This is a genomic window from Chryseobacterium gilvum, from assembly GCF_025628965.1.
Lineage (GTDB): Bacteria > Bacteroidota > Bacteroidia > Flavobacteriales > Weeksellaceae > Chryseobacterium > Chryseobacterium gilvum.
Genome location: NZ_JAOTEN010000002.1, coordinates 269,947 through 284,099 on the forward strand (window position 1 = coordinate 269,947; position 14,153 = coordinate 284,099).

Annotated in this window: 10 protein-coding genes; 5 read left to right on the plus strand and 5 right to left on the minus strand. The window is 35.9% G+C overall.

Annotated elements, in window-relative coordinates; genetic code table 11:
• Positions 1-59 precede the first annotated feature (59 nt).
• Positions 60-1,304, plus strand: coding sequence for a DUF445 domain-containing protein (locus N0B16_RS07870; protein ID WP_262990257.1), 1,245 nt, complete (start codon positions 60-62; stop codon positions 1,302-1,304).
• Between the two features lie 27 nt (positions 1,305-1,331).
• Positions 1,332-2,219, plus strand: a complete 888-nt coding sequence (locus N0B16_RS07875) for a hypothetical protein (RefSeq protein ID WP_262990258.1) — start codon at positions 1,332-1,334, stop codon at positions 2,217-2,219.
• 6 nt (positions 2,220-2,225) lie between these two features.
• Here the strand turns inward: N0B16_RS07875 and N0B16_RS07880 are convergent, their stop codons facing one another.
• The 3 genes from N0B16_RS07880 to N0B16_RS07890 form a co-directional block, all read right to left on the minus strand.
• Positions 2,226-3,242, minus strand: coding sequence for a quinone-dependent dihydroorotate dehydrogenase (locus N0B16_RS07880; RefSeq protein ID WP_262990259.1), 1,017 nt, complete (start codon positions 3,240-3,242; stop codon positions 2,226-2,228).
• 63 nt (positions 3,243-3,305) lie between these two features.
• Positions 3,306-4,001 (minus strand): pseudouridine synthase, encoded by a 696-nt coding sequence (locus N0B16_RS07885; RefSeq protein ID WP_262990260.1) that lies wholly within the window; start codon positions 3,999-4,001, stop codon positions 3,306-3,308.
• A 23-nt stretch (positions 4,002-4,024) separates the two neighbouring features.
• On the minus strand, positions 4,025-5,080 hold the full coding sequence (locus N0B16_RS07890) for an alpha/beta hydrolase (RefSeq protein WP_262990261.1): 1,056 nt from the start codon (positions 5,078-5,080) through the stop codon (positions 4,025-4,027).
• A gap of 259 nt (positions 5,081-5,339) precedes the next feature.
• On the opposite strand from N0B16_RS07890, the gene N0B16_RS07895 reads away from it, so the two are divergent.
• Entirely contained in the window at positions 5,340-6,881 is a 1,542-nt protein-coding gene (locus N0B16_RS07895) for a glycine--tRNA ligase (RefSeq protein ID WP_262990262.1), read from the plus strand.
• Between the two features lie 86 nt (positions 6,882-6,967).
• Positions 6,968-8,497 carry a hypothetical protein gene (locus tag N0B16_RS07900; protein ID WP_262990263.1) on the plus strand — a complete coding sequence of 510 codons (1,530 nt, stop codon included), beginning with the start codon at positions 6,968-6,970 and terminating at the stop codon, positions 8,495-8,497.
• A gap of 24 nt (positions 8,498-8,521) precedes the next feature.
• On the opposite strand, the gene N0B16_RS07905 is transcribed toward N0B16_RS07900, so the two are convergent.
• Positions 8,522-9,823, minus strand: a complete 1,302-nt coding sequence (locus N0B16_RS07905; protein ID WP_262990264.1) for a M48 family metalloprotease — start codon at positions 9,821-9,823, stop codon at positions 8,522-8,524.
• Positions 9,824-9,915: 92 nt separating this feature from the next.
• On the opposite strand from N0B16_RS07905, the gene N0B16_RS07910 reads away from it, so the two are divergent.
• Positions 9,916-11,049 carry a serine hydrolase domain-containing protein gene (locus N0B16_RS07910; protein ID WP_262990265.1) on the plus strand — a complete coding sequence of 378 codons (1,134 nt, stop codon included), beginning with the start codon at positions 9,916-9,918 and terminating at the stop codon, positions 11,047-11,049.
• A 50-nt stretch (positions 11,050-11,099) separates the two neighbouring features.
• On the opposite strand, the gene N0B16_RS07915 is transcribed toward N0B16_RS07910, so the two are convergent.
• Positions 11,100-14,153 carry a DNA polymerase III subunit alpha gene (locus tag N0B16_RS07915; RefSeq protein ID WP_262990266.1) on the minus strand — a complete coding sequence of 1,018 codons (3,054 nt, stop codon included), beginning with the start codon at positions 14,151-14,153 and terminating at the stop codon, positions 11,100-11,102.

Below are 14,153 nucleotides of genomic sequence, written 5' to 3' on the forward strand. Positions count from 1 at the left end.
ATGATGATTAATCCTGCTGAAATTAAGAATTCCATATCAAATTTACTAAATTTGAAGATATGAACGATGAACTAAAAAGAAAACAGCTCAATACCTATAAAGCTTTTGCAACAGGACTTTTTGTTTTGATGGCGATTATTTTTGTTATTACTACAATACTCCAAAAAAGCAATCATTCGCATTGGATAGGATATGTCCGTGCATTTTCCGAAGCAGCCATGGTAGGTGCTTTGGCAGACTGGTTTGCGGTTACCGCATTGTTTCGGCATCCTCTCGGATTGCCGATTCCGCATACGAATCTCATCGAAACCAGCAAGCAAAAGCTGGGTGACAACCTGGGAAATTTTGTGGTTTCCAATTTTCTTTCGCCACAGAACATCCGCCCTTATATTCAGAAAATAAAAGTTTCCAACTTTGTCGGAGAATGGCTCATTAAAGAAAGAAATCAGGCCATTTTAATTCAGAATCTGTCTGATATTGTTCTGGATATCCTCAATAAACTTGATGATGCTGAAGTAAGCCGGTTTATTACTAAAAAAGTCTCTGAAATGACTGATGGTATTGAGCTGAATAAAATTCTGGGCAATGGTATTATCTATCTTTTAGATAAAAATGATCACCAGAAAGTGGTGACCAACTTATCAAAACAGATTAAAGAATATATCATCGAAAATAATGGAATGATACAGGAAAGGGTGAAAAAAGGCAGCTACACCTTCATCCCTTCATTTATTGACAATAAAATCGCTGAGAAAATATCAAGCGGGCTTTCTGATTTTTTCAGGGAAGTGGAAGAAGATTCCCAGCATGAAATCCGGGGTTTGATCACTAAAAAAATCTATGAATTTTCTAATGATTTAAAAGAAGACCCCAAATGGAAAGATGAATTTAAAGCCATTAAAAATGATTTCCTTAAAAACGATAAGCTGAATGAGTATTCTAATGATATCTGGGTTTCTATAAAAAATACGCTCATAAAGGAGCTTCAGGAAGATGAGTCATCCTTAAAAAATTATATCTCAAAAAACCTGAATGAATTCTCTCAAAACCTTAAAACGGATGAAAAACTTCAAAACAAGATTGATCACTGGATTCGGGTAACGGCATACAAATATATCCTCAAAAACACCCATCAATTTGGGAACCTCATCAGTGCGACTGTCGGAAACTGGCAGGGAAAAGAGCTCAGTGAAAAAATGGAACTGGAAGTCGGTAAAGACCTTCAGTTTATACGGGTCAACGGAACGTTGGTCGGCGGATTAGTAGGATTGATTATTTACACTTTATCTCATTTCTTTTTATGAAAAACTAAGAAAAACCCAGCCCAAACCATGAAAAAACTAATAACCGTACTATTTCTCTTTACTTTCGTATGGATATTCTGCCAGCAAATTGAACTCAAAAGCGTAATCGACAAATCCCAAATTTTTAAAGGTGCTGTTTCTGACATTCCGTTTACCATACAGCTGACTTATACAGGAGTCGTCGATTGTAACCAGTATCAGCATTTTGTGGAAGGATGGTACTATTACGATAAATATCAGAAAAAGATTGTATTGACGGGCATTTACGATAACGGCACTCTGTATCTCTACCATTTTGGAAATCAGCAAAAACAAAAATCGAAATTGCTGAAAGAAAAGATCACCTCACCCCAACTTTTAGAAAAAACCAACGAAATTGCACAGGAATTGCATCCTAAAGAAACCCTGATTTTTAATCCGGAAAAAACGGATCATAAAAACATAATGGGAAAATTTTACAGTAATAATAAAACATTGGATGCCCAACTTTTTACGGGCAACAATATGATTTACAGATACAACGAATACATCATGCTTCCCGGCAATAAAAAAATAAACACGTACGATTTTATTGACAAACATGGAGGAAATGATCTGATCTCATATTATTCTGACGAGAAAGGAAATAGGATTTTACTGTATTTTGAGCGCTCATCCAATTTCAATGCGTGCGGAATGTGCGGAGCGAGCGAAGGTGAAAAAGGATATCGCGTTTTATATTTCACAAAAACCTGGAACTATAAAAACTACGAAGAATATATGACCGAAAGCTGCCTCGAAAACATCTATGACACCAAAGTCATAAAAAGTAAAGATTCAAAAACAATACAGTACAAAATCTCTAAAACCTCAACGACTCCCGGTTATATTTTGCTGGTGGATATCAATAAAGCTTCTGTCATCAAATCAAGATAACAGGCTTTAGATTTTGGGGCATCTCTTAAGAATTTCTGTATTAATTTCGTTAATCAGTTCCGGGCCTTCGTAGATAAAACCGGTATATAATTGAATCAGACTTGCTCCTGCATCCAGTTTTTCGATCGCGTCTTTTGCAGTATGAATTCCGCCAACTCCGATGATCGGGAAAGCTTTGTTGCTTTTTTCTGACAGAAAACGGATCACTTCCGTCGATCGTTGAGTTAACGGCTTTCCGGAAAGACCTCCCGTTTCAGACTGATTTTCAGACAATAAACCTTCTCTAGATAGTGTCGTATTGGCAGCAATAACGCCCGCAATTTTTGTATCCTGTACGATATCAATAATGTCTAAAAGCTGATCATCTGATAAATCCGGAGCTATTTTCAGTAAAATAGGTTTTGGACTGGGTTTTTCAACATTCATTTGCTGTAAAGTCCCCAACAAATGTGTTAGAGGTTCTTTATCCTGTAACTCACGAAGATTGGGCGTGTTTGGTGAGCTTACATTTACCACAAAATAATCTACATAAGGAAAAAGCTTTTCAAAACAGATTTTATAATCATTTACCGCATCTTCATTTGGAGTGACTTTATTTTTCCCGATATTTCCGCCGATCAGAACATTTTTATTTTTTTTTAGCCGTTCAACAGCAGCATCTACCCCATCATTATTGAACCCCATCCTATTGATGATCGCAGAATCTTCTTTTAGACGGAAAAGTCTTGTTTTATCATTTCCGGGTTGCCCTTTCGGTGTTAAAGTCCCGATTTCTATAAAGCCGAAACCAAGATCTGAAAGCTCGTTAAAAAGCACTGCATTTTTATCAAAACCTGCCGCCAAACCCACCGGATTTTTAAATTTTAGTCCGAATACTTCCCTCTCAAGTCTTTTATCCTCAACAGGTTTCGGAAGAAAAAGCTTGGTTAGAAAAGGAAAATTTTTAAGCATTGAAAAAGTAAAATAATGAACTTTTTCCGGATCGAATTTAAAAAGAATCGGGCGAATGAGCGATTTGTACATTGAAAAAAAGTTTTACAAAAATACTTAATTTAAAATTAATCTAAAGCTTAAAAAGTGGAATTGCTAAGAATACAGGCTCAGATCAAAGCCCAAAAGATCTCCCACCCGTTTAAATTCAGCATCTATGGTCGCATGTAGTGTAATTTTTTCGTTAGAAACAGGATGTTTAAAAACCAATTGATGGGCGTGAAGCGTCATTTTGTTGATGCCAAATGTTTGAAGCCACAGTTTATTTTGCTTATTGCAACCGTGTTTACGGCAGCCTAGAATCGGGTGCAAAATATGTTTAAAATGTTTCCGCAACTGATGAAATCTTCCCGTTTCAGGAATCGCTTCTACCAAGCAATATCTTGAGGTTTGATGTTTCAGAAAAGGCAGATCGATCTCCGAAGTCTGCAGACGATGATAGTAGGTGATCGCATTTTGTTTAATTTCATTTTCATTAACCAAATCATAATCAATGGTTTCTTCATCCTTTGTCCAGCCTCGCAAAATGGCAATATATTTTTTTTCAACTTCCCGTGATGCAAACTGTTCACTCATTGTTTTGAGTGTTTCTTTATCTAACGTGAAGAGAAGAACACCTGAAGTCTTTCTGTCTAAACGATGTATAGGAAAAACTTTCTGCCCGATCTGCTTTCTCAGTTCCTGAATCGCATACGTATCTGCTTCTCCCGAATAAAAAGATTTGTGAACTAATAATCCGCTTGGTTTATTGATGGCAATAAGATGTTCGTCTCGGTGAAGAATTTCTAACATTCGACAAAAGTAGAGGTTTTCTATTATTCTTCAAACTTCAGATGTTCATTAAAAAATGGCAGCATCTGATTTTCTATTCTTCCGTTTTCTTTGCTGACTTCGCTTCCGTGAGTTCCGATATATTCTTCGGCTTCATGTTTTATCTTCAACATTTCCAAAGTTTTACTGAAATTCATACAACTTGGCGGAATATGTTTCAGCTCATCATTTCTTCCCCAATCGAACTTTATAGCTTTTAATTTTTTAAGATTTTCATAGTGCGAAAATGGCAATTCTGATGTAGAATTCTTCTTAAGCTCTTCTATCACAGATGCATTTACTTTCAATCCATCATTTTCGAAAGAAAATGGTAAATCCGCATAAAAGGGAGGTTTATTTTCATTTCCATTGTACGCTCTTGCGATGGCAAAAATAATATTGGCTCCCGCATTTTCAGGTTTTAAAAGATCAGTTACGGCTTTAATATTTTTTATATTTTTATAGGTATCAATTTGTGTTAAAGCAAAATACTGAGCATCTAAAATTCCTGGTGATAAAGCATAGACAGAAGAAAAAACTTCGGGATGAAGAAATGCATTTCGCAATGCTCCGTTTCCGCCCATCGAATGACCGGAAATTCCACGGCTTTCTTTATTGGCAATCGTTCTGTAATTTTTATCAATGAAATCTACCAGCTCTAAGGAGGTAAAATCTGACCAGCTTCCCGAAGATTTTGAATTGGCATAAAAGCTTCCTTTAAAAACTGTACTTTCATCCGGCATTACTACAATTAAAGGTTTTATCTTTTTCAGATAAATCGCCCTATCTAAAATGTGATTAATTTTATCATTATTCACCAACAAACTATCACTCCAGAAAAAGCCGTGTAAATAATAAATGACAGGATACTTTTTTGTTGATTTTTCATAATCCGGCGGAAGATAGACAGAAACTCTTCTTTTAGCATTTTCTCCCGTTTGATTGATTAAAGCTTTTGCTGTTATATACGTGGTAACAACTTTTCCTTCAGGAATTTTCTGAGCAAATAAAAATTTGCTGAATAAAATAAAAACGAAGATGAGAAATCCGGATTTTTTCATTGTAACATTTTAAACAAAACAAATTTCGATAAATTGTCTCAAAATAAGACAATAATAATATAATTTATTTTGAGCCCGAATTAGCCCTGATTGCAGCGGCATCCTTTTGCTCCACTTCGTGTCGCAAAAGGATGCCGCTGCAATCAGGTTACCGGCTTCCTGAAAATACTTAACAGGCTCTTTTTTACTGCTTTTTTAGGATAACTGATGTTTTTGTATCCGATTTTCATATTTTTGCACTTCAGACGTTAAAAAAATTATGGCAAAGCAAGAAGATGTTTTCAAAAAAGTGATTTCTCACGCAAAAGAATATGGTTTTATATTCCCTTCCAGTGAAATTTACGACGGGTTATCCGCAGTGTATGATTATGGGCAAAACGGTGCAGAACTGAAAAACAATATCAAGCAATACTGGTGGAAAGCAATGGTACAGCTGAACGAAAATATTGTCGGTATCGATTCGGCCATCCTGATGCACCCCACAACCTGGAAAGCTTCTGGCCATGTTGATGCATTCAATGATCCTTTGATTGATAATAAAGATTCTAAAAAACGTTTCAGGGCAGATGTTTTGGTAGAAGACTACTGTGCTAAAATCGAGGATAAAGAAAATAAAGAGATTGAAAAAGCAGCCAAAAGATTCGGAGATTCTTTTGATAAAGCTCAGTTTGAAGCAACCAACCCGAAAATTCTGGAATACCGTGCAAAAAGAACAGAAATTCTTTCAAGACTGGCAAAATCTCTGGAAAATGAAGACCTTGCGGATGTAAAAGCATTAATTGAAGAGCTGGAAATTGCCGATCCCGATACCGGTTCCAGAAACTGGACGGAAGTAAGACAGTTCAACCTGATGTTCGGAACCAAATTGGGTGCTTCCGCAGATTCTGCGATGGATCTTTATTTAAGACCGGAAACCGCGCAGGGAATTTTTGTGAATTTCCTAAACGTTCAGAAAACATCCCGTCACAGGCTTCCGTTTGGCATTGCGCAGATCGGAAAAGCATTTAGAAACGAGATTGTTGCAAGGCAGTTTATTTTCAGAATGCGCGAATTTGAGCAGATGGAAATGCAGTTTTTTGTGGCTCCGGGAACCGAACTGGAATTCTACGAGCAATGGAAACAAAAACGTCTGAACTGGCATTTGGCTTTAGGGTTAGGAAATGAGAACTACAGATTCCATGATCATGAAAAACTGGCGCATTATGCGAATGCCGCGGCAGATATTGAGTTTAATTTCCCGTTTGGATTTAAAGAACTTGAAGGGATCCATTCGAGAACAGATTTCGATTTGAAAGCCCACGAGAAGCATTCAGGAAGAAAACTGCAGTTTTTCGACCCGGAAAGAAATGAAAATTATGTTCCGTATGTGGTAGAAACTTCCGTAGGTTTAGACCGGTTATTCCTCTCTATATTCTCCCATTGTTTAAGAGACGAGATTCTGGAAGACGGCTCAGAAAGAACGGTATTATCGCTTCCGCCGGCTTTGGCTCCGGTAAAAGCGGCTATTCTTCCGTTAATGAAAAAGGACGGTTTGGCAGAATACGCTGAAAATATATTTAATGATTTAAAATACGATTTTAATCTTTTTTACGAAGAAAAAGATGCGATCGGAAAGCGTTACCGAAGACAGGACGCGATCGGAACTCCTTACTGCATCACCGTAGATCACGATTCTCTTACCGATCACACCGTAACGATCCGTGACAGAGATACTATGCAACAAGAGAGAGTCCCTGTATCTGAACTAAGAAGGATTATTGATGAAAAAACCAACTTCAGAAATTTACTTTCTAAGATATAATTGAAAAGCCTTGAAGAATTCAGGGCTTTTTTTATTTTTATTGAGTGTGGTTCGGTTAATTTTCTATTTTTGCTAAAAAATTCTTAATGAAGAAAATTTACTTTTTGTTATTCGGCTTAGCACAAATCTTCGCCTTTTCTCAAACCCAGGATTTAGCTTCTTTAGCCTCCGGGAAAAATATCGGAATGAACGCCTTATTTGATACCAAAGACAACCTTTACGGCTATGTTTCTATGTATTCTTTGGGCAAAACCGACAAAAAAACTCAGAAATTCGAATATGTTATTTTGGATAAAAACCTTAATCCTGTTGCGAATAAAGAATTTGAAGCCGGGCTTTTGGTTACCAATTATTTTGGGTATGTAGATTTTAAAGGACAGATTATTCTGCAGCCTTCAGATTTCAATTATCTTCAGGCTCTTGCAAAAGATGCTGCTTTGCCTGTATCGATGATTATCAATCCTAAAACAAATACAGTTACTCCTAAAGTATATTATGATTATCTTGAAAACGGGACTTTTGTAGAAATCAATCAGCCGAAGAGCTTCAAAGAAGAGAGAAAAGAAAATCGCGCTGAGAAAAGAGACAAAGGGTATAATTACGTTTCTTCCGTTGCAGAAATCAAAGAAGGTGGCTTCATTGCGGTAGAATACAATGATTATGGAAGATATGTTAATAAAAACAGCCTCATCAAGTTCGACGACAATAAAAAAGAAATCTGGAGATACAATTACAATACGAATGGCGATAAAAAAGTTTTCTCTGACCTTACCATCTTAGATAAAGATGAAAAAGGCATCTATGGGATTTTAAGAAAAGTAAATGATGATGAGAAGACATTCTCTCTTCTTGTGATTGATATGAAAACGGGAAAAGAACTTTCAAATAAACCAATTACAGGGCTTTCACCGGAAACGATTTATAATATCGACAACCTGTATTCGAGTGGAACAAGAATATCTAACGACAAATCTTTTGATGACCGGGTTCTATTGTTGGGCCGGAATTATATTTCTAAAAAAGATAAAGGTTTTGCAAGATTGATGCTGGATAAAAACACGTATAATGTAGACCTTAAAGAATTAAATTACAAGCCCGATCTTTCTAATCAAATTCCAAAACTGGATGCAGACGGCGGCGTAGAAAACGGATATTTTCTTCAGACGAAAGACGTTTATTTTTTAAGTGACGGAAGTGTGGGAATTTTATCTGAGAAATTTAAACCCGAAGGAAATTACAGTGCTCCGAAGACCACAGATCTAGTATACATCAATACCGATAAAGATTTTAAAGTAAAAGATGTTCAGATTTTTGAAAAAGAAAAAACAAGATGGGCAAATAATGATTATCTGTTTTCACAGTATTTAAATAATGGAAAAGACGTCGTTTTTTTCTATCGCGATTACCAAAAAGATCAGGTCACCAAAGAGAAAAAATGGAATCTCTTTATCAATACCGTGATCAATGGAAAATTCAAACAGGAAATCATTCCTATTTCTGAAAAAGATAATTTTACGGTATTGCCCTACGTGGGGAAAGAAGGTTATATTTTGCTTCGTGAAATCAATGAGAAAGAAAAATTCAACCAAATACGCTTAGAAAGACTTAACTACTGATACAACCAAAGAATCCTGATTTGATCAGGATTCTTTGGTTTGGTAATAATCGGCGATGGTTTTAATTTCATCCAAGCTTAAATTCCACATAAAATTCAGGAACTGCTGATAACTTTCACTTTGATTTTTGGGATCTACACGATCTAAATATCGGTTTAAATTATAATTTTTCCGGGCTTCATAAATTTTCGCAAAACATTTTCCCAGCCAGCTTTTATAATACGGCTCCTCTTCCCCATCTTGCAAAAACTGCAGACTTGCATAAATTCCCAAACCATAATCTTCAGAATGGTAAAAATTGGGAAGCGTTTCCATTCTAGCTATTTTCTCCAGAGCGGCATACGATTCAGATGCTTTTTCGTCTGCTACTTCAGTTTTTAACTCGGGAAATATTCTCTTTAAATTGTTAATTCTTCTCGTTACTTCAGGATGTGATTTTAATGAATCTTTGTTTAATTTTTCATTAAAATGATCATAATTATACAAAGAGAAATCTTCTTTCGCAAGCCATTGGTCTTTAAATTCCTGTTTTGGAAGGGTAAAAAACCTTTTATACGTTTCTACCTTTAACTGTCGTGGTGAAATCGTGTCAAAATCTTCCAGTCTTTTCAACGTATTGATGAATTCGGTATTTTTAAAGTCACTGTTTTTGAAAACAACATAGCCTAAAGAATCCGCTTCCATTTCCTGTTTCCTGTTTTTGGCTCCTTTTTGATAAATCCTGTTTTTCAAAACATCAAAAGCTCTCTGATTACGGTTGATTTTAGTTGATTTAATATCATGAACCACCAACTTATCCATCTCATTCTGATCAATCATATTGAGAAAAGATTTCAGCGTATGTTGTGTAATTTTATGTCCTAATTCGTGAGAAATCACCGAAGCCAGTTGATCGTCGTTATTCAACCAATTGAAAAGCCCCATATTGATCACAAAAGTTCCGTCTGCAAAGCAATACGCATTCGGAGTATTATTTTTGGCAATAAGAATTTTCAAATTTTGCGGAATCTGAGGATTGTTTTTTCTCAATCGCTCAATCAGGCTTTTTACTTTAGCGTCAAATACAGAATTAAATACAAAGTCCTTATTTTTCACCTGGCCTTCAAAATCCTTTCCCAGTTCTTTATAGATTTTAGGCAATTCACTTCCCGCTTTTCCGGAATATTTTGTTTTTAAATCTTTAATTAAAATCTCACTGTTGGCCGCATAAATTTTAGCAAATTCTTTTCTCTGAGCATAATCGGCGGTATCGAGCGGTTTATATGTCTGTGCAAAACAGATCACAGAAAAGAAAAACATCAGAAAAACAGGTAATTTTTTAATCATAATCTTCATCAATGAGCACAAAAATAATTCATTTCGGTATATTTATTACTTTCTCTTCAAATTTATTTTAAATTTGTTACAGATCGTTTATTATGGCCATATTATTCTATTGTATTGCTTTTATCGTTGCTGTGGCAGCTTTATTTTATATTTTCGGGTACGCTTATCTTTTCAGCGGGATCTCTAAAACCTATCTGCGGGGAAAAATGAGTGCCAATATTGATGACGGGAAATTTTTCCGCAGCAATATCATTCATACGACATCCCCGAAATTGTGGGAGGAAGACGCTCAGTATAATCAGAAAGAACTGCCCGGAAAATTAGCGGATGATCTGATTCACTCAAATACGGCCTCTTTTTTGGTTGTTAAAAACGGAAAATTAATACACGAACAATACTGGAACGGCTACACTCCCCTGTCGAAAACCAATTCTTTTTCGATGGCAAAAGCAGTCACCGTAATGCTTTTTGGTAAAGCTTTGGAAGAAGGGAAAATTAAAAGCATCGATGCCCGGTTTTCTGACTTTTTTGAAGAATTCAAAAATAAACCTTTCGGACAAGATTTAACCCTGAAAAATCTGGCTCAGATGGAATCTGGCCTTGATTGGGAAGAAAATTACAAGAACCCTTTTCTCCCGAATGCAAAAGCCTATTATGGAAGAGATCTGATGAAAGCAACATTCTCCAGAAGTTTTAAAGAAAATCCGGGACGGCGGTTTGAATACCAGAGCGGTTCTACACAATTTTTAGGATTTGCGTTAAAAAAAGTACTCAATCAGTCATTATCGAGTTATTTATCAGAAAAATTCTGGATTCCTCTGGGAATGGAACAGAATGCAGAATGGAGCGTTGACGAAAGCGGTATGGAAAAAACCTACTGCTGCATTCACTCCAACACGAGAGATTTTGCGAAGCTGGGCCAATTATTCCTGAATAACGGAAAAGTCGGGGATCAGCAAATTTTGAATCCAGATTTTATTGAACAGATGAAGACGCCAACCCAAAATTCAAAAGAAATCTATGGAATGGGCTTCTGGATCAATAATGACAATCCTATTAAACATTATTATTTTCTGGGTCTTCAGGGGCAATATATCATTATGATTCCGGAACATCAAATGGTTATTGTAAGAACCGGAAGCTATAATAATCTTCCTAAAACGGATCGCGGAAGACCAGATCAGGTGAAATTCTTGGTCAATGAAACTGTGGAATTATTTGCTTAAACTTTAAGGTTGAGATTAAGAAAAATCTTAGAATTTTTCTTAAACCGATATTAATTAAATTTCTGTCTTGGTAAACCTATCTCATGCGCTTGCGGATACGGCTTTCTTGAAGTCATACTCACATCTTCCCGGACTAATCGGTGTACGTCGTATTTTTTTTGTTCATCGTAAGCATAACGTGGGTCCGGGATCATCGGCATTTTTGCCATCTTATGAATAGTAATGGTTGGAAAATGATAGTCTACTTCCACAATTCCCAGCAAAAGATAACAACCACCACCCTGAAAATCATATTGCTTCAGGCTATCCGGAAAATGGGCAGTATCAAAATAATCTCCGTTGGCATCGATCCAAGTACCAAAAAACATTGCTCCTTTTTTGGTGGGAACATGTTTTCTTGAAATGAGATATGCTAGCATTTTTACTTGTCTTTTGTGAAATTTCAATACATCTTTTACAAAAACAGAACCTCTATATTTGGTTTCCAACAAATCAAACGGACTGTACGTAGTAGGAAATCCAATAATTTCAAGCTCATCAAAAGCATCTTCGAATTTTTCTCTTTTAAGCTCAGGAAGTTTGTAATCCTGCACCGGTTCTTCGATAAGCATTAAATTTCTGTTTTCAGGTTTAAAATTGGTAAGCAAAAGTCTGGCCTCTATCAACAGTTCGTTTTTCTGTTTTCCGGTAAATCTGAATGCACCGATGAAAATAAGAATCTGAATGGTTTCAATACCTATCGGAATACGTCTGATAAAGTCTTCTAATGATTTGTAATTGCCGTTGTTTTCGCGTTCTTCAGAAATCATGTGAGCAACTTTGGTTTCGAGGGATTGCAAAACCATGAACCCCAGATAAATTTCTTTTTCTTTTAAAATCGTTTGAAATTCACTTGTATTCACACAAGGATTCTGAACAATGGCTCCGGACATTCTGGCTTCGTGGATATAAACTTCTGTGCGATAAAATCCGCCCTGATTATTGATCACCGAAACCATAAATTCCAGAGGATAGTTGACCTTTAAATATAAACTTTGATAACTTTCTACCGCATAGGAAGCTGAATGTGCTTTACAGAAAGAATATCCTGCAAAAGATTCTATCTGTCGAAAGGCTTCTGCAGTCATTTGTTCTGAATGTCCTTGTTTTTTACAAGATTCAAAAAAATTGGCTTTCACTTCATTCAGCTTTTGGATAGATCTTTCTTTTCCGCTCATGGCCCGTCTTAGAATATCACCATCTGCATGAGTAAGCCCGCCAAAATATTGTGCGATCTTGATAACATCTTCCTGATATACCATAATTCCATACGTCTCTTTCAAGTTTTCCTCAAATACCGGATGAAAATATTCAAACTGATCGGGATGATTATGACGGAAAATATATTCTCGCATCATCCCACTTTGTGCAACTCCAGGCCTGATAATTGAGGATGCAGCAACCAAGATTCTATAGTTATCACACTTGAGTCTTCTCAACAAACCGCGCATGGCAGGAGATTCAATGTAAAAACATCCGATTGTTTTTCCTACGGCTAAATATTCATTACATAAAGCCTCATCTTTTGAGATTGAGGTATCCCGGATATTGACTTCAATTCCTCTATTTTTTTTGATGAGTTGTACGGTGTCATTAATCGTTCCCAAACCACGCTGAGAAAGGATGTCAAACTTTTCGAGTCCGATATCTTCAGCGATATTCATATCAAACTGGGCAATCGGGAAACCTTTCGGCGGCATTTCTAAAGCGGTATAAGTGATGATAGGTTCTTCAGAAATCAAAATTCCGCAAGCATGCATACTTCGTTGATTGGGAAATTTTTCTAGGAGTTTGCCATACTCGTAAACCTGCCTTACAATTTTATCTGAATGATGCTCACTAACTGATTTTGTAGCGAGAATATCCAATTCTTCTTTCGGTAAACCAAAAGCTTTTCCTACCTCACGAAATATTGATCTATATTTAAATTCTACATTGGTTCCGCAAAAAGCGACGTGCTCTTTTCCATATTTTTTAAAAATATATTCAAGAATAGCGTCTCTGTTTTGCCAACTCCAATCCAGATCAAAATCGGGTGGTGATTTTCTGTTAAGATTAAGAAATCGTTCAAAATAAAGATCCAGTTCTAACGGACAAATGTCAGTAATTCCTAAGCAATAACTCACGATAGAATTAGCTCCGCTACCTCTTCCAACATGCATAAATCCCATACGATTACTGTGGCGCACGATATCCCAAGTAATCAGAAAGTAAGAACAAAAGTTAAGATCATCAATTACTTTAAGTTCTTTTTCTACTCTTTTTTGCGCTTCTTCATAATGTAAATCATATCTTTTTTTCAATCCTAAAAACGCTAATCTTTTAAGCATTTTCACATCCGATTCCTTTGATTTTGTATAAAATTGCTTATTTCTTACCTTTTTAAAATTAAATTCAAAACTGCATTCAGAGAGAATTTTTTTTGTGTTTTTAATAATTTGAGGATAATCTTCAAATGATTTCGTTAAACTTATTTCAGATCTCAAATATTCTGATTTACAGCAAATATCTTCTTCAGAAAGTTTGGAAAGCAAGGTATTCTGTTCAATAGCTCTCAAAATACGATGAAGATTATATTCTTTTTTGGTGCTGAACGTTACAGGCTGCAACACCACCATTTTATCAATTTTATTTTTAAATTCCGGACGGATTAACAGATTCAATTCTTCTTCACGAATTCCTATAAACTCATTTTCTTTTAATGTTTCAGGCATATTTTTTATAGGATAAATGATAAAAACGTTTTTAAATTCCGGTGCAGTTTCAGAAAGTTCGGCCCCGTCACAATTATAGGCTGTAAGAATTTTATTTACCTCACCTATTCCGCTGAATTCTTTGGCTACAGCGATGTATAACAATTTATTTTGTTTCCTTACTTCAATTCCAGCAATGGGTTTTATCCCTTTATCCTCACATGCTTTTTTAAATTCATAAATGGCGGTCACCGTATTAATGTCTGTCAAAACCAGTTCTTTAATCCCTAATTTATCAGCCTGCCTCACCAATTCCATGACTGATAAAGTTCCGTAACGAAGGCTGTGAAAAGAATGACAATTGAGAAACAT